The 15,501-nt window shown below is 51.8% G+C and carries 21 protein-coding genes; all 21 read left to right on the forward strand.

Annotated elements, in window-relative coordinates; all coding sequences use genetic code 11:
• Positions 1–25 precede the first annotated feature (25 nt).
• A complete protein-coding gene (rpoC, locus tag GC56T3_RS00630) occupies positions 26–3,625 on the forward strand; it encodes a DNA-directed RNA polymerase subunit beta' (protein ID WP_012820486.1) in 3,600 nt (1,199 codons plus the stop codon).
• Positions 3,626–3,759: 134 nt separating this feature from the next.
• Complete coding sequence (locus GC56T3_RS00635) at positions 3,760–4,008, forward strand: 50S ribosomal protein L7ae-like protein (RefSeq protein WP_011229615.1); 249 nt, start codon at positions 3,760–3,762, stop codon at positions 4,006–4,008.
• A gap of 96 nt (positions 4,009–4,104) precedes the next feature.
• A complete protein-coding gene (gene rpsL, locus GC56T3_RS00640) occupies positions 4,105–4,527 on the forward strand; it encodes a 30S ribosomal protein S12 (protein ID WP_011229616.1) in 423 nt (140 codons plus the stop codon).
• A gap of 39 nt (positions 4,528–4,566) precedes the next feature.
• Complete coding sequence (gene rpsG, locus GC56T3_RS00645; RefSeq protein ID WP_011229617.1) at positions 4,567–5,037, forward strand: 30S ribosomal protein S7; 471 nt, start codon at positions 4,567–4,569, stop codon at positions 5,035–5,037.
• Between the two features lie 181 nt (positions 5,038–5,218).
• Positions 5,219–7,297 (forward strand): elongation factor G, encoded by a 2,079-nt coding sequence (gene fusA / locus GC56T3_RS00650; RefSeq protein WP_013143981.1) that lies wholly within the window; start codon positions 5,219–5,221, stop codon positions 7,295–7,297.
• 128 nt (positions 7,298–7,425) lie between these two features.
• Positions 7,426–8,613 (forward strand): elongation factor Tu, encoded by a 1,188-nt coding sequence (gene tuf / locus GC56T3_RS00655; protein ID WP_011229619.1) that lies wholly within the window; start codon positions 7,426–7,428, stop codon positions 8,611–8,613.
• A gap of 296 nt (positions 8,614–8,909) precedes the next feature.
• Positions 8,910–9,218, forward strand: coding sequence for a 30S ribosomal protein S10 (gene rpsJ / locus GC56T3_RS00660; protein ID WP_008881945.1), 309 nt, complete (start codon positions 8,910–8,912; stop codon positions 9,216–9,218).
• Positions 9,219–9,238: 20 nt separating this feature from the next.
• Positions 9,239–9,880 carry a 50S ribosomal protein L3 gene (gene rplC, locus GC56T3_RS00665; RefSeq protein WP_011229620.1) on the forward strand — a complete coding sequence of 214 codons (642 nt, stop codon included), beginning with the start codon at positions 9,239–9,241 and terminating at the stop codon, positions 9,878–9,880.
• A gap of 29 nt (positions 9,881–9,909) precedes the next feature.
• Entirely contained in the window at positions 9,910–10,533 is a 624-nt protein-coding gene (rplD, locus tag GC56T3_RS00670; protein ID WP_011229621.1) for a 50S ribosomal protein L4, read from the forward strand.
• Complete coding sequence (gene rplW, locus GC56T3_RS00675; protein ID WP_011229622.1) at positions 10,533–10,820, forward strand: 50S ribosomal protein L23; 288 nt, start codon at positions 10,533–10,535, stop codon at positions 10,818–10,820. The genes rplD and rplW overlap by 1 nt, the downstream gene beginning before the upstream one ends.
• A gap of 27 nt (positions 10,821–10,847) precedes the next feature.
• On the forward strand, positions 10,848–11,678 hold the full coding sequence (gene rplB / locus GC56T3_RS00680) for a 50S ribosomal protein L2 (protein WP_011229623.1): 831 nt from the start codon (positions 10,848–10,850) through the stop codon (positions 11,676–11,678).
• 33 nt (positions 11,679–11,711) lie between these two features.
• Entirely contained in the window at positions 11,712–11,990 is a 279-nt protein-coding gene (gene rpsS / locus GC56T3_RS00685) for a 30S ribosomal protein S19 (protein ID WP_011229624.1), read from the forward strand.
• 18 nt (positions 11,991–12,008) lie between these two features.
• On the forward strand, positions 12,009–12,350 hold the full coding sequence (gene rplV, locus GC56T3_RS00690; protein ID WP_011229625.1) for a 50S ribosomal protein L22: 342 nt from the start codon (positions 12,009–12,011) through the stop codon (positions 12,348–12,350).
• A gap of 3 nt (positions 12,351–12,353) precedes the next feature.
• Positions 12,354–13,010, forward strand: a complete 657-nt coding sequence (rpsC, locus tag GC56T3_RS00695) for a 30S ribosomal protein S3 (RefSeq protein ID WP_011229626.1) — start codon at positions 12,354–12,356, stop codon at positions 13,008–13,010.
• Between the two features lie 2 nt (positions 13,011–13,012).
• Positions 13,013–13,438 (forward strand): 50S ribosomal protein L16, encoded by a 426-nt coding sequence (gene rplP, locus GC56T3_RS00700; RefSeq protein ID WP_011229627.1) that lies wholly within the window; start codon positions 13,013–13,015, stop codon positions 13,436–13,438.
• On the forward strand, positions 13,438–13,638 hold the full coding sequence (rpmC, locus tag GC56T3_RS00705; protein ID WP_011229628.1) for a 50S ribosomal protein L29: 201 nt from the start codon (positions 13,438–13,440) through the stop codon (positions 13,636–13,638). Before rplP ends, rpmC begins: the two co-directional genes overlap by 1 nt.
• A 24-nt stretch (positions 13,639–13,662) precedes the next feature.
• Entirely contained in the window at positions 13,663–13,926 is a 264-nt protein-coding gene (rpsQ, locus tag GC56T3_RS00710; protein ID WP_012820488.1) for a 30S ribosomal protein S17, read from the forward strand.
• A 49-nt stretch (positions 13,927–13,975) separates the two neighbouring features.
• Entirely contained in the window at positions 13,976–14,344 is a 369-nt protein-coding gene (gene rplN, locus GC56T3_RS00715; protein WP_011229630.1) for a 50S ribosomal protein L14, read from the forward strand.
• Between the two features lie 36 nt (positions 14,345–14,380).
• Positions 14,381–14,692: a 50S ribosomal protein L24 gene (rplX, locus tag GC56T3_RS00720; RefSeq protein ID WP_011229631.1), complete on the forward strand. Its 312-nt coding sequence runs from the start codon at positions 14,381–14,383 to the stop codon at positions 14,690–14,692.
• A 27-nt stretch (positions 14,693–14,719) separates the two neighbouring features.
• The gene (gene rplE, locus GC56T3_RS00725) at positions 14,720–15,259 is read left to right on the forward strand and encodes a 50S ribosomal protein L5 (RefSeq protein WP_011229632.1); all 540 of its coding nucleotides are present in this window, start codon (positions 14,720–14,722) and stop codon (positions 15,257–15,259) included.
• A gap of 29 nt (positions 15,260–15,288) precedes the next feature.
• The gene (locus tag GC56T3_RS00730) at positions 15,289–15,474 is read left to right on the forward strand and encodes a type Z 30S ribosomal protein S14 (protein WP_003247599.1); all 186 of its coding nucleotides are present in this window, start codon (positions 15,289–15,291) and stop codon (positions 15,472–15,474) included.
• Positions 15,475–15,501 lie beyond the last annotated feature (27 nt).

Consider the following 15,501-nt stretch of genomic DNA (forward strand, 5'->3'; position numbering starts at 1 on the left):
CGGATCAAAAAGGGAGGTATACCCCTTGCTAGATGTCAATAAGTTTGAGTACATGAAAATTGGGCTCGCTTCCCCGGAGAAAATTCGTTCTTGGTCGTATGGCGAAGTCAAAAAGCCGGAGACAATCAACTATCGGACGTTAAAGCCGGAAAAAGACGGCTTGTTTTGCGAGCGCATTTTCGGTCCGACGAAAGACTGGGAATGCCATTGCGGCAAATATAAACGCGTTCGCTACAAAGGCGTCGTCTGCGACCGCTGCGGCGTCGAAGTGACGCGCTCGAAAGTCCGCCGCGAACGGATGGGCCATATCGAGCTGGCTGCCCCGGTTTCGCACATCTGGTATTTCAAAGGCATCCCGAGCCGGATGGGATTGGTTCTTGACATGTCGCCGCGGGCGCTCGAAGAGGTCATTTATTTTGCATCCTATGTCGTCACTGACCCGGGTGATACGCCGCTTGAGAAAAAGCAACTGTTGTCGGAAAAGGAATACCGCGCCTATCGCGAGAAGTACGGTCAATCGTTCCAAGCGTCGATGGGGGCGGAGGCGATCAAAAAGCTGCTCCAAGACATTGATTTGGATAAAGAGGTGGCCGCGCTGAAAGAAGAGCTGAAAACGGCGCAAGGGCAACGGCGCGCCCGCATCATTAAGCGGCTTGAAGTGCTTGAAGCGTTCCGCAGTTCAGGGAACGACCCGGCATGGATGGTGCTTGATGTACTGCCGGTCATTCCGCCGGAGTTGCGCCCGATGGTTCAGCTTGACGGCGGGCGGTTTGCAACATCGGATTTGAACGATTTGTACCGCCGCGTCATCAACCGTAACAACCGGCTGAAACGGCTGCTTGATCTCGGTGCGCCGAACATTATCGTCCAAAATGAGAAGCGGATGCTGCAAGAGGCGGTTGATGCTTTGATCGATAACGGCCGCCGCGGCCGTCCGGTGACCGGTCCGGGGAACCGTCCGTTAAAATCGCTTTCTCATATGCTGAAAGGGAAGCAAGGGCGCTTCCGGCAAAACTTGCTCGGCAAACGCGTTGATTATTCCGGCCGCTCCGTCATCGTCGTCGGCCCAAACTTAAAAATGTATCAATGCGGGCTGCCGAAAGAAATGGCGCTAGAGTTGTTCAAGCCGTTCGTCATGAAGGAGCTTGTGGAGCGGGGGTTGGCGCATAACATTAAAAGCGCGAAACGGAAAATCGAGCGCGTCCATCCGGAAGTGTGGGATGTGCTTGAAGATGTCATCAAAGAACATCCGGTGCTGTTAAACCGCGCTCCGACGCTGCACCGTCTCGGCATTCAGGCGTTTGAACCAACGCTTGTGGAAGGGCGGGCGATCCGTCTTCATCCGCTTGTTTGCACGGCGTACAACGCTGACTTTGACGGCGACCAAATGGCGGTGCACGTGCCGCTGTCGGCTGAGGCGCAAGCCGAAGCGCGCTTGTTGATGTTGGCGGCGCAAAACATTTTGAACCCGAAAGACGGGAAGCCGGTCGTGACACCATCACAAGACATGGTGTTGGGCAACTACTACTTGACGATGGAGCGCGAGGGAGCCATCGGCGAAGGCATGGTGTTCAAAGACACGGACGAGGCGCTGCTTGCTTACCATAACGGCTACGTCCATCTCCATTCGCGCATCGCCATTCATGCCGGTTCGCTGAAAAACGAAACGTTTACCGAAGAGCAAAACAACAAGCTGCTCTTAACGACCGTCGGAAAGCTCATTTTCAACGAAATTTTGCCGAATTCGTTCCCGTACATCAACGAGCCGACGACGGAAAACATTGAAGGGCGGACGCCGGACAAGTACTTCCTTGACAAAGGGGTCAACGTGCGCGAAGAAATTCGCAAGCGCGAACTCGTGCCGCCGTTTAAGAAAAAAGTGCTCGGGCAAATTATCGCTGAAGTGTTCAAACGGTTCAAAATCACCGAAACATCGAAGATGCTCGACCGCATGAAAGACCTTGGCTTCCAATATTCGACGAAGGCCGGCATCACGATCGGCGTGGCCGATATCGTCGTCCTGCCGGAAAAACAAGAAATTTTGGATGAAGCGCAAGCGAAAGTCGATACGGTTTTGAAGCAGTTCCGCCGCGGCTTAATTACGGACGAAGAGCGGTACGAGCGCGTCATCTCCATCTGGAGCGCGGCGAAAGACAAAATTCAAGACCGGTTGATGAAGTCGCTTGATAAACGCAATCCGATCTTTATGATGAGCGATTCCGGAGCGCGCGGGAACGCGTCGAACTTTACGCAGCTTGCGGGGATGCGTGGTTTGATGGCCAACCCGGCCGGCCGGATCATTGAGCTGCCGATCAAGTCGTCGTTCCGCGAAGGCTTGACGGTATTGGAATACTTTATCTCGACGCACGGCGCGCGAAAAGGATTGGCGGATACGGCGCTCAAAACGGCCGACTCAGGCTATCTTACGCGCCGCCTTGTCGACGTGGCCCAAGACGTCATCGTCCGCGAAGAAGATTGCGGCACCGACCGCGGCATTTTGGCGCGGGCGCTGACGGATGGCACGGAAGTTGTCGTCAAGCTTGAAGAGCGGCTTGTCGGCCGCTATGCGCACAAAACGGTGCGCCATCCGGAAACGGGCGAAGTGATCGTCCGCAAAGACGAGATGATCACCGAAGATATCGCCAATGAGATCATTAAAGCCGGCATTACGGAAGTATGGATTCGCTCCGTATTCGCCTGCAACACGCGCCATGGCGTCTGCAAAAAATGTTACGGCCGCAACATGGCGACCGGCATGGACGTCGAAGTTGGCGAAGCCGTCGGCATTATCGCCGCTCAGTCGATCGGCGAGCCGGGCACGCAGCTGACAATGCGGACGTTCCATACAGGCGGCGTCGCCGGCGACGATATCACTCAAGGTTTGCCACGGGTGCAAGAGCTGTTTGAAGCGCGCAACCCGAAAGGGCAAGCGGTCATTTCTGAAATCGACGGCACGGTTATTTCGATTAATGAAACGCGCGACAACCAATATGAAATCGTCGTGCAAAGCGAGGTCGAAACGCGTACGTATGTAGCGCCGTACAACGCGCGGCTGAAAGTCGAAGAAGGTCAGCGCGTCGAACGAGGCCAAGAGCTGACAGAAGGCTCGGTCGACCCGAAACAGTTGTTGCGCGTGCGCGATATTACATCCGTTCAAGAGTACTTGCTTCGTGAAGTGCAAAAAGTGTACCGGATGCAAGGGGTGGAGATCAGCGACAAGCATATCGAGGTCATGGTGCGGCAAATGCTGCGCAAAGTGCGCGTCATCGATGCCGGCGACACCGATGTGCTGCCGGGTACGCTTTTGGATGTCCACCAGTTTACGGATGTCAACGCCAAAGCTCTTCGCGAAGGGAAACGGCCGGCAACGGCCCGCCAGGTGTTGCTCGGCATCACGAAAGCGTCGCTTGAGACGGATTCATTCTTGTCTGCTGCTTCGTTCCAAGAAACGACGCGCGTCTTGACCGATGCAGCGATCAAAGGAAAACGTGATGAATTGCTTGGCTTAAAAGAAAACGTCATTATCGGCAAACTCGTCCCGGCTGGAACCGGTATGGCCCGCTACCGGAAAGTGAAGCCGGCCGTCAAAAAGGAAACGGCTGGCGACACGGTGTCGTCCAAATAACGCGAACCAAGTGGCCGGCTAAGGCGCTCCTTGGCCGGCCATCATCTAATTAAAAATCCAGTTGACAATCGACAAAGAAAATGGTAGTCTAATAAAGGTGTTCCAACAACCTGGTACTTTGGAGGATATGTTACATGTCTTATGAAAAAGTATTACAGGCTGGAAAAATTGTCATTGGAACCAAACAAACGATAAGGGCTTTAAAGGAAGGGAAAGCAGCGGAAGTGATCGTGGCGGAGGATGCCGACTTGCCGATCATCGAAAAAGTGACCGCCGCCGCCAATGAGGCAAACGTGCCGGTCACAAAAGTCGATTCGATGAAAAAGCTTGGCAAGGCGTGCAAAATCCAAGTCGGCGCGGCCGCGGTGGCGATCCTTCGGTAACGTTTTGCCTTTCTCCCCTAAAACCTTTATTTGCATAAACGATGAACCACCTGGATATGTGGGCTTAAACGATACATGCGAAAGGAGGATCTTTTCATGCCTACAATCAACCAATTGGTCCGCAAAGGACGCGAGAAAAAAGTCGTGAAATCGAAATCTCCTGCGTTGAACAAAGGGTATAACAGCTTCAAAAAAGAGCAAACGAATGTGTCGTCTCCGCAAAAACGCGGCGTTTGCACGCGTGTCGGCACGATGACGCCGAAAAAACCGAACTCAGCGTTGCGGAAATACGCCCGTGTCCGCTTGACAAATGGGATTGAAGTTACGGCGTACATTCCGGGGATCGGCCATAACTTGCAAGAACACAGCGTTGTGCTCATCCGCGGCGGACGTGTCAAAGACTTGCCGGGGGTACGCTACCATATCATCCGTGGGGCGCTGGATGCTGCAGGCGTAGCGAACCGGATGCAAGGCCGTTCGAAATACGGCGCGAAAAAACCAAAAGCAGCGAAAAAATAATGAAATGAAGAGAATGTTTTCCTGAAGGGAGGAAACACTATGCCACGTAGAGGCCCTGTTGCTAAACGTGACGTACTGCCGGATCCAATTTACAATTCGAAGCTTGTTACCCGTTTGATCAATAAAATTATGATCGACGGCAAAAAATCAAAAGCGCAAAAAATTCTTTACACCGCGTTTGATATTATCCGTGAGCGCACGGGTAAAGATCCAATGGAAGTGTTTGAGCAAGCGTTGAAAAACGTTATGCCGGTGTTGGAAGTGCGCGCTCGCCGCGTTGGTGGGGCGAACTACCAAGTTCCGGTCGAGGTTCGTCCGGACCGCCGCGTTTCTCTCGGTTTGCGCTGGCTCGTGCAATATGCACGTCTTCGCAACGAAAAAACGATGGAAGAGCGCTTGGCAAATGAAATTATGGACGCTGCCAACAACACGGGTGCAGCGGTGAAAAAACGCGAAGATACACATAAAATGGCTGAAGCGAACCGCGCGTTTGCCCATTACCGCTGGTAAGGAGCGTCGCCTAAAGGAAATAGGTGAGGAGGCACTGCGGTTGCCTATTCACCTATCTTCCTAATATATTGCGGCCTTTCCGGTCGCGCGTGGGACAACTTCAAAGACAAGGGGATTGCGCCATCGATGGCGGCGCCATCTACTTATATTTCATATTTGAAGGAAGGAGAAAATAACCACTATGGCAAGAGAGTTCTCCTTGGAAAAGACTCGCAACATAGGGATTATGGCGCACATTGACGCCGGGAAAACGACGACGACTGAACGGATCTTGTTCTATACCGGCCGCGTTCATAAAATCGGGGAAGTGCATGAAGGCGCGGCAACGATGGACTGGATGGAACAAGAACAAGAGCGCGGAATTACGATCACGTCGGCGGCGACAACGGCGCAATGGAAAGGCCATCGCATCAATATCATCGACACGCCGGGGCACGTCGACTTTACGGTCGAGGTTGAGCGTTCGTTGCGCGTATTGGACGGGGCCATCACGGTCTTAGACGCGCAATCGGGTGTTGAACCGCAAACGGAAACCGTTTGGCGCCAAGCGACGACATATGGCGTCCCACGGATCGTGTTCGTCAACAAAATGGATAAAATCGGCGCCGATTTCTTGTATTCGGTGAAAACGCTCCATGACCGCCTGCAAGCGAACGCCCATCCGGTGCAACTGCCGATCGGTGCTGAAGATCAATTCTCCGGCATTATCGACTTGGTTGAAATGTGCGCGTACCATTACCATGATGAGCTTGGCAAAAACATTGAGCGCATTGACATTCCGGAAGAATACCGCGATATGGCAGAAGAGTACCATAACAAGCTGATTGAGGCGGTCGCTGAGCTGGACGAAGAATTAATGATGAAATATTTGGAAGGAGAAGAAATCACGGCGGAAGAGCTGAAGGCCGCGATCCGCAAAGCGACGATCAGCGTTGAATTCTTCCCGGTCTTCTGCGGCTCGGCATTCAAAAACAAAGGTGTTCAGCTGCTTCTTGACGGCGTTGTCGACTACTTGCCGTCTCCTGTTGACATCCCGGCGATTCGCGGCGTCGTTCCGGATACCGAAGAAGAAGTGACACGTGAAGCAAGCGATGACGCTCCGTTTGCCGCTTTGGCATTTAAAATCATGACTGACCCGTATGTCGGGAAATTGACGTTTATTCGCGTCTACTCTGGAACGCTTGATTCGGGTTCATATGTGATGAACACGACGAAAGGGAAGCGCGAACGGATCGGCCGCTTGTTGCAAATGCACGCGAACCACCGTCAAGAAATTTCGAAAGTCTATGCCGGTGATATTGCCGCAGCGGTAGGTTTAAAAGATACGACGACCGGTGATACTCTATGTGATGAGAAGCATCCTGTCATTTTAGAGTCGATGCAATTCCCAGAACCGGTCATTTCGGTGGCAATCGAGCCGAAGTCGAAAGCCGATCAAGACAAAATGAGCCAAGCGCTGCAAAAATTGCAAGAAGAAGACCCGACTTTCCGCGCTCACACCGACCCGGAAACGGGACAAACGATCATCTCCGGAATGGGCGAGTTGCACCTTGACATCATCGTCGACCGGATGCGCCGCGAGTTCAAAGTCGAAGCGAACGTCGGGGCGCCGCAAGTTGCCTACCGCGAAACGTTCCGCAAATCGGCGCAAGTCGAAGGCAAATTCATCCGTCAATCCGGCGGCCGCGGTCAATACGGCCACGTTTGGATCGAATTCTCGCCGAACGAGCGCGGCAAAGGCTTCGAATTCGAGAACGCCATCGTCGGTGGGGTTGTTCCGAAAGAGTATGTGCCGGCCGTCCAAGCTGGATTGGAAGAAGCGATGCAAAACGGCGTCTTAGCCGGCTATCCGGTTGTCGACATTAAAGCGAAACTGTTTGACGGATCGTACCACGATGTCGACTCGAGCGAAATGGCATTCAAAATTGCTGCTTCCTTGGCATTGAAAAACGCCGCGACGAAGTGCGATCCGGTTCTTTTGGAACCGATCATGAAAGTCGAAGTCGTCATCCCTGAAGAGTACCTCGGTGACATCATGGGCGACATCACGTCCCGTCGCGGCCGCATCGAGGGGATGGAAGCGCGCGGCAACGCCCAAGTCGTCCGGGCGATGGTGCCGTTGGCTGAAATGTTCGGTTATGCGACATCGCTCCGTTCGAACACGCAAGGACGCGGAACGTTCTCGATGGTGTTTGACCACTATGAAGAAGTTCCGAAAAACATCGCCGATGAAATTATCAAAAAAAATAAAGGCGAATAATTGATTTCTCTTGCTAGTTTCGCTATAAATACTTATGTAAGTAAGACTTGGGAACATTTTGTTCCCAAGCATCCTATACTTACCCAACCATATAAATTCATATCTTACTTTTAAGGAGGATATCTCTCATGGCTAAAGCGAAATTTGAGCGCACGAAACCGCACGTCAACATTGGCACGATCGGCCACGTTGACCACGGGAAAACGACGTTGACAGCTGCGATCACGACGGTTTTGGCGAAACAAGGCAAAGCCGAAGCAAAAGCGTACGACCAAATCGACGCTGCTCCGGAAGAGCGTGAACGCGGGATTACGATTTCGACGGCGCACGTCGAGTATGAAACAGATGCTCGCCACTATGCGCACGTTGACTGCCCGGGCCACGCTGACTACGTCAAAAACATGATCACGGGCGCGGCGCAAATGGACGGCGCGATCCTTGTTGTATCGGCGGCTGACGGTCCGATGCCGCAAACGCGCGAACACATTCTTCTCTCCCGCCAAGTCGGTGTTCCGTACATCGTTGTATTCTTGAACAAATGCGACATGGTGGACGACGAAGAATTGCTTGAACTTGTTGAAATGGAAGTTCGCGATCTTCTCTCTGAATACGACTTCCCAGGCGATGAAGTGCCGGTCATCAAAGGTTCGGCATTAAAAGCGCTTGAAGGCGACCCGCAATGGGAAGAAAAAATCATTGAACTGATGAATGCGGTTGACGAATACATCCCGACGCCGCAACGTGAAGTGGACAAACCGTTTATGATGCCAATCGAGGACGTCTTCTCGATCACGGGCCGCGGTACGGTTGCAACAGGCCGTGTTGAACGCGGTACGTTGAAAGTTGGCGACCCGGTTGAAATCATCGGTTTGTCGGATGAGCCGAAAACGACGACCGTTACGGGTGTAGAAATGTTCCGCAAACTTCTCGATCAAGCGGAAGCCGGCGACAACATCGGTGCGCTTCTCCGCGGCGTATCTCGTGATGAAGTCGAGCGCGGCCAAGTATTGGCGAAACCTGGTTCGATCACGCCGCACACGAAATTCAAAGCGCAAGTATACGTCCTGACGAAAGAAGAAGGCGGACGCCATACTCCGTTCTTCTCGAACTACCGTCCGCAATTCTACTTCCGTACGACGGACGTAACGGGCATTATCACGCTTCCGGAAGGCGTCGAAATGGTTATGCCTGGCGACAACGTTGAAATGACGGTGGAACTGATCGCCCCGATCGCGATCGAAGAAGGTACGAAATTCTCGATCCGCGAAGGCGGCCGTACGGTCGGCGCTGGCTCTGTATCGGAAATCATCGAGTAATCACGGCAAAAAAGGGTGTCCAGCAATGGACATCCTTTTTTTGATGCCATCTTGACCGTCAGATTGGCGGCTGTGTTGAAAACGGGATGGCGGCTATGTATAATAGAAGAAGTGTGGGAAAAGCAAAGAAATCACTTGCAATCTTGCTTACATACCAGTATAATATCAAATGTTGGTCTTTGACTGCGATGAAGCGGAAGGTTGCTGACACACCCGGCCGCTTTGCCACGGCGGTGTGCAGGAAATTTCCGTGGAGAAGTCTATTTTCAAAATAGGCGAAGAAGGAGGGAAACCAAATGGCAAAAGAAAAAATTCGCATTCGTTTAAAAGCTTACGATCATCGAATTTTAGACCAATCGGCGGAGAAAATTGTGGAAACCGCAAAACGTTCCGGGGCAAAAGTGTCGGGGCCGATCCCGTTGCCGACGGAAAGAACGGTGTATACGATCTTGCGTGCCGTTCATAAGTACAAAGACTCCCGTGAACAATTCGAAATGCGGACGCATAAACGTTTGATCGACATCATCAACCCGACTCCGCAAACGGTTGATTCGTTAATGCGTCTCGATTTGCCGTCGGGCGTTGATATTGAAATTAAACTTTGATCGACTGGGAGGTGTGACACATGACGAAAGGAATCTTAGGAAGAAAGATCGGTATGACGCAAATATTTGCGGAAAATGGCGATTTGATTCCGGTAACCGTCATCCATGCGACGCCGAACGTCGTCCTGCAAAAGAAAACGATCGAAAACGACGGTTACGAAGCGATCCAATTAGGTTTTGAAGATATTAGCGAAAAACGCGCCAATAAACCGCAAATTGGCCATGCTGCCAAAGCTAACACGGCACCTAAGCGCTTCATTCGTGAAATCCGCGGCGCCAACATCGATGAATATGAAGTTGGCCAAGAAGTGAAAGTTGACATTTTCAGCGAAGGCGAAATTGTCGATGTCACGGGCATTTCGAAAGGGAAAGGTTTCCAAGGGGCGATCAAACGCCACGGTCAATCACGCGGACCAATGGCTCACGGTTCCCGTTATCATCGCCGTCCGGGTTCGATGGGGTCCATCGCGCCAAACCGCGTTTTCAAAACGAAAAACTTGCCGGGCCGCATGGGCGGTGAGCGCGTGACGATCCAAAACTTGAAAATCGTGAAAGTGGATCCGGAGCGCAACTTGCTGCTCATTAAAGGCAATGTGCCGGGTCCGAGAAAAGGCTTAGTCATCGTCAAAAGCGCCGTGAAAGCGGCGAAGAAGGCGAAATAACATCCGGCCAAGAAAGGAGGAACTACGTAATGCCAAAAGTAGCATTATACAACCAAAACGGTCAGACGGTCGGCGAAATCGAGTTGAACGACGCCGTTTTTGGGATTGAACCGAATAAGCATGTGTTGTTCGAAGCAGTGATTATGCAACGCGCCTCGATGCGTCAAGGAACGCATAAAACGAAAAACCGCGCTGAAGTGAGCGGCGGCGGCCGCAAGCCATGGCGCCAAAAAGGGACAGGACGCGCCCGTCAAGGTTCGATTCGCGCTCCGCAATGGCGCGGCGGCGGTACGGTCTTTGGTCCAGTTCCGCGCAGCTACAGCTACAAACTTCCGAAAAAAGTTCGCCGTTTAGCGATCAAATCGGCATTGTCTTCGAAAGTGCTCGAAAACGACATCGTTGTATTGGATCAATTGTCGCTTGAAGCACCGAAGACGAAGGAAATGGTCAAAATTTTAAACAATCTCTCAGTGGATCGGAAAGCACTCATTGTGACCGACGAGCTGAATGAGAATGTATATCTGTCGGCGCGCAACATTCCGGGCGTCAAAGTGGTGGCAGCCAACGGCATCAATGTGCTCGATGTGCTCAACCATGACAAACTCGTCATTACGAAGGCGGCCGTGGAGAAAGTAGAGGAGGTGCTTGCATAATGAAAGACCCTCGCGACATTATTAAGCGCCCCATCATCACGGAAAATACAATGAATTTGATCGGGCAAAAAAAATATACGTTTGAGGTCGACGTCAAAGCGAACAAGACGGAAGTGAAAGACGCCGTCGAGAAAATTTTTGGCGTTAAAGTAGCCAAAGTGAACATCATGAACTATAAAGGGAAATTTAAACGCGTCGGCCGCTACAGCGGCTATACGAACCGCCGCCGCAAAGCGATCGTCACGCTGACGCCGGACAGCAAAGAGATCGAACTGTTTGAAGTGTAACATAAACGATGAAGGAGGGACATTCCGATGGCGATCAAAAAGTACAAACCGACATCGAACGGCCGTCGCGGCATGACGGTGCTTGATTTCTCGGAAATTACGACGGATCAGCCGGAAAAATCGCTGCTTGCTCCGTTAAAGAAAAAGGCGGGCCGCAACAATCAAGGGAAAATTACGGTGCGCCATCAAGGCGGCGGCCATAAACGCCAATATCGGATTATCGACTTTAAACGCGACAAAGACGGAATTCCAGGACGCGTTGCTACGATTGAATACGATCCGAACCGTTCTGCCAATATCGCGCTCATCAACTATGCAGACGGTGAAAAACGCTACATTATCGCGCCGAAAAACTTGAAAGTCGGCATGGAAATCATGTCCGGTCCGGATGCGGACATTAAAATCGGCAATGCGCTTCCGCTTGAGAACATCCCAGTCGGTACGCTCGTCCACAACATTGAGCTGAAACCGGGCCGCGGCGGACAATTGGTGCGTGCAGCTGGTACGTCGGCGCAAGTGCTCGGGAAAGAAGGAAAATACGTCATCGTTCGTTTGGCTTCCGGCGAAGTGCGCATGATTTTAGGCAAATGCCGTGCAACGGTTGGTGAAGTCGGCAACGAGCAACACGAACTTGTCAACATCGGGAAAGCAGGACGCGCCCGCTGGTTGGGGATTCGCCCGACAGTTCGCGGTTCGGTTATGAACCCGGTTGACCATCCGCACGGCGGTGGTGAAGGGAAAGCGCCAATCGGACGCAAATCGCCGATGACACCATGGGGCAAACCGACGCTTGGATACAAAACACGCAAAAAGAAAAACAAATCGGATAAATTCATCATCCGTCGCCGCAAGAAATAATGAACGAGCGCAATTCAGAAGGGAGGTTCACTTATGGGTCGCAGCTTGAAAAAAGGTCCGTTTTGCGATGAGCATTTGATGAAAAAAATCGAAAAACTGAATGCAACAGGGCAAAAACAAGTGATCAAAACGTGGTCTCGCCGTTCGACGATCTTCCCGCAGTTTGTCGGGCATACGATCGCGGTGTACGATGGCCGCAAACATGTTCCGGTCTACATCACGGAAGACATGGTCGGACACAAACTCGGCGAATTTGCGCCGACGCGCACGTTCCGCGGCCATGCTGGCGATGACAAGAAAACGAAACGGTAATGAGAGGAGGTTCTAGATATGCAAGCTAAAGCTGTTGCAAGAACCGTTCGCATCGCTCCTCGCAAAGCGCGCTTAGTCATTGACTTGATTCGCGGGAAAGAAGTGGGCGAAGCGTTCGCTATTTTGCGCCATACACCAAAAGCAGCTTCCCCGATCATTGAAAAAGTGTTGAAATCAGCAGTTGCCAACGCTGAACACAACTATGACATGGACGTCAACAACTTGGTCATTACTCAAGCGTATGTCGACGAAGGCCCGACGCTGAAACGGTTCCGTCCGCGCGCCATGGGACGGGCAAGCGCCATTAACAAACGCACAAGCCATATTACGATCGTCGTTTCAGAAAAGAAGGAGGGATAATCCGTGGGTCAAAAGGTCAACCCGATCGGTCTGCGCATCGGCATCATTCGTGACTGGGAATCGAGATGGTATGCGGAAAAAGACTATGCAGATCTGTTGCACGAAGACTTGAAAATCCGTGAATACATTAGCAAACGCCTGCAAGACGCGGCCGTCTCCCGCGTGGAGATTGAACGGGCAGCCAACCGCGTCAACGTAACGATCCATACCGCCAAACCGGGCATGGTCATCGGGAAAGGCGGTTCGGAAGTGGAAGCGCTCCGTAAAGCGCTCGCGCAATTGACCGGTAAACGCGTCCATATCAACATTGTAGAAATCAAAAAACCAGACTTGGATGCACGTCTTGTTGCTGAAAATATCGCTCGTCAGCTTGAAAACCGCGTATCGTTCCGCCGGGCGCAAAAACAAGCGATCCAACGTGCGATGCGCGCTGGGGCGAAAGGGATCAAAACGATGGTATCCGGCCGTTTGGGCGGGGCTGACATCGCTCGTTCGGAGCATTACAGCGAAGGGACGGTTCCACTCCATACGCTGCGCGCTGACATTGACTATGGAACGGCAGAAGCCGATACGACGTACGGAAAAATCGGCGTGAAAGTATGGATTTATCGTGGAGAAGTCCTTCCGACCAAGAAAAAAGCTGAGGAAGGAGGAAAATAATCATGTTAATGCCAAAACGCGTCAAATATCGCCGTGAACATCGCGGACGGATGAAAGGCCGGGCGAAAGGCGGCACGGAAGTTCATTTCGGTGAATTTGGGTTGCAAGCATTAGAATCAGCTTGGATTACGAACCGGCAAATCGAAGCAGCCCGTCGGGCGATGACCCGTTACATGAGACGGGGCGGGAAAGTATGGATCCGCATTTTCCCTTCCAAACCGTATACGGCAAAACCGCTTGAAGTGCGGATGGGTTCTGGTAAAGGGGCGCCGGAAGGCTGGGTCGCCGTTGTCAAACCAGGCAAAGTGATGTTTGAAGTGGGCGGTGTTTCTGAGGAAGTGGCACGTGAAGCATTGCGTCTCGCTTCTCACAAACTTCCGATCAAATGCAAATTTGTAAAACGTGAAGAAACTGGTGGTGAAGCGTAATGAAAGCGAAAGAAATCCGTGAGTTGACCACTGCCGAGATCGAACAAAAAATTAAAGCATTGAAGGAAGAATTGTTCAACCTTCGCTTCCAACTGGCCACAGGTCAATTGGAAAACACGGCGCGCATCCGCCAAGTGCGCAAAGACATCGCCCGCATGAAAACGATTATTCGAGAACGTGAGCTCGCTGCCAATAAATAATGTGTTTGAGAGGAGGTTTGTGGAATGAGCCAACGCAATCAACGCAAAGTGTATGTCGGGCGGGTTGTATCGGACAAAATGGACAAAACGATCACCGTGTTGGTCGAAACGTACAAAAAACATCCGCTGTACGGCAAACGCGTGAAATATTCGAAAAAATATAAAGCGCATGATGAACATAACATCGCTAAAGTCGGCGATATCGTGAAAATTATGGAAACTCGCCCGCTGTCGGCCACAAAACGCTTCCGCTTAGTGGAAGTCATCGAAAAATCGGTTGTTCTGTAATCGTTCTTCACTTAGTTCGGAGAGATAATTCCGAAAGGAGGTTTCGTCGATGATTCAACAAGAATCTCGCTTGAAAGTAGCTGATAACTCTGGTGCACGCGAAGTGCTTGTCATTAAAGTGCTCGGAGGCTCGGGTCGCCGCTATGCGAACATCGGCGACGTCGTTGTGGCGACGGTCAAAGATGCGACACCAGGTGGCGTTGTTAAAAAAGGTCAAGTCGTGAAAGCAGTTGTTGTTCGTACGAAACGCGGGGTGCGCCGTCCGGACGGTTCGTACATCCGCTTTGACGAAAACGCCTGCGTCATCATCCGTGATGACAAAAGCCCGCGCGGCACGCGGATTTTCGGACCGGTTGCCCGTGAATTGCGCGATAAAGACTTCATGAAAATCATTTCTTTAGCTCCGGAAGTTATTTAATGGAACGGAACAGCGTTTCAAGGAGGTGCGAATGCGATGCATGTAAAAAAAGGCGATAAAGTGCAAGTAATCTCCGGCAAAGACAAAGGCAAGCAAGGCGTCATTCTGGCGGCGTTTCCGAAGAAAAACCGCGTCATCGTCGAGGGCGTCAATATTGTGAAAAAGCATGCGAAACCGTCGCAAGCGAACCCGCAAGGCGGCATCATTGAGAAGGAAGCGCCGATCCACGTTTCGAAAGTCATGCCGCTCGACCCGAAAACGGGTGAACCGACGCGCATCGGCTACAAAATTGTCGATGGCAAAAAAGTGCGCTATGCGAAAAAATCCGGCGAGATTTTGGATAAATAACCGTGACGCAGGAAGGGAGGTACTTTTATGAACCGCCTGAAAGAGAAGTATTTAAACGAAGTCGTACCTGCTCTCATGAGCAAGTTCAACTATAAATCGATCATGCAAGTGCCAAAAATCGAAAAAATCGTCATCAACATGGGTGTAGGCGATGCGGTGCAAAACCCGAAAGCATTAGACAGCGCCGTTGAAGAGCTGACGCTGATCGCCGGTCAGCGTCCGGTGGTAACGCGTGCGAAAAAATCGATCGCCGGCTTCCGTCTTCGCCAAGGGATGCCGATCGGTGCGAAAGTGACGCTGCGCGGCGAACGGATGTATGAGTTTCTCGATAAGTTGATTTCGGTCTCGCTTCCGCGCGTGCGCGACTTCCGCGGCGTATCGAAAAAGTCGTTTGACGGCCGCGGCAACTATACGCTCGGCATTAAAGAACAGCTCATTTTCCCTGAGATTGACTACGATAAAGTGAACAAAGTGCGCGGCATGGACATCGTGATCGTCACAACGGCCAACACGGATGAAGAAGCTCGTGAACTGCTGGCGTTGCTCGGCATGCCATTCCAAAAATAATGATCCCATAACGCAAGGGAGGCGAAATCGTGGCTAAAAAATCGATGATCGCGAAACAAAAACGGACGCCGAAGTTTAAAGTGAGAGCGTACACCCGTTGCGAGCGCTGCGGCCGCCCGCACTCGGTCTATCGCAAATTCAAATTGTGCCGTATTTGTTTCCGTGAGCTCGCATACAAAGGTCAACTTCCAGGCATCAAAAAAGCCAGCTGGTAATTAACCCATTTATTGGGAAGGAGGTAA

It is taken from the genome of Geobacillus sp. C56-T3, from assembly GCF_000092445.1.
GTDB classification, from domain to species: domain Bacteria; phylum Bacillota; class Bacilli; order Bacillales; family Anoxybacillaceae; genus Geobacillus; species Geobacillus thermoleovorans.

Coding starts and splice junctions, on each gene's coding strand:
- GC56T3_RS00635 (WP_011229615.1), top strand. CDS start 3,760: ATGTCTTATGAAAAAGTATTACAGGCTGGAAAAATTGTCATTGGAACC.
- rpsL (WP_011229616.1), top strand. CDS start 4,105: ATGCCTACAATCAACCAATTGGTCCGCAAAGGACGCGAGAAAAAAGTC.
- rpsG (WP_011229617.1), top strand. CDS start 4,567: ATGCCACGTAGAGGCCCTGTTGCTAAACGTGACGTACTGCCGGATCCA.
- fusA (WP_013143981.1), top strand. CDS start 5,219: ATGGCAAGAGAGTTCTCCTTGGAAAAGACTCGCAACATAGGGATTATG.
- tuf (WP_011229619.1), top strand. CDS start 7,426: ATGGCTAAAGCGAAATTTGAGCGCACGAAACCGCACGTCAACATTGGC.
- rpsJ (WP_008881945.1), top strand. CDS start 8,910: ATGGCAAAAGAAAAAATTCGCATTCGTTTAAAAGCTTACGATCATCGA.
- rplC (WP_011229620.1), top strand. CDS start 9,239: ATGACGAAAGGAATCTTAGGAAGAAAGATCGGTATGACGCAAATATTT.
- rplD (WP_011229621.1), top strand. CDS start 9,910: ATGCCAAAAGTAGCATTATACAACCAAAACGGTCAGACGGTCGGCGAA.
- rplW (WP_011229622.1), top strand. CDS start 10,533: ATGAAAGACCCTCGCGACATTATTAAGCGCCCCATCATCACGGAAAAT.
- rplB (WP_011229623.1), top strand. CDS start 10,848: ATGGCGATCAAAAAGTACAAACCGACATCGAACGGCCGTCGCGGCATG.
- rpsS (WP_011229624.1), top strand. CDS start 11,712: ATGGGTCGCAGCTTGAAAAAAGGTCCGTTTTGCGATGAGCATTTGATG.
- rplV (WP_011229625.1), top strand. CDS start 12,009: ATGCAAGCTAAAGCTGTTGCAAGAACCGTTCGCATCGCTCCTCGCAAA.
- rplP (WP_011229627.1), top strand. CDS start 13,013: ATGTTAATGCCAAAACGCGTCAAATATCGCCGTGAACATCGCGGACGG.
- rpmC (WP_011229628.1), top strand. CDS start 13,438: ATGAAAGCGAAAGAAATCCGTGAGTTGACCACTGCCGAGATCGAACAA.
- rpsQ (WP_012820488.1), top strand. CDS start 13,663: ATGAGCCAACGCAATCAACGCAAAGTGTATGTCGGGCGGGTTGTATCG.
- rplN (WP_011229630.1), top strand. CDS start 13,976: ATGATTCAACAAGAATCTCGCTTGAAAGTAGCTGATAACTCTGGTGCA.
- rplX (WP_011229631.1), top strand. CDS start 14,381: ATGCATGTAAAAAAAGGCGATAAAGTGCAAGTAATCTCCGGCAAAGAC.
- rplE (WP_011229632.1), top strand. CDS start 14,720: ATGAACCGCCTGAAAGAGAAGTATTTAAACGAAGTCGTACCTGCTCTC.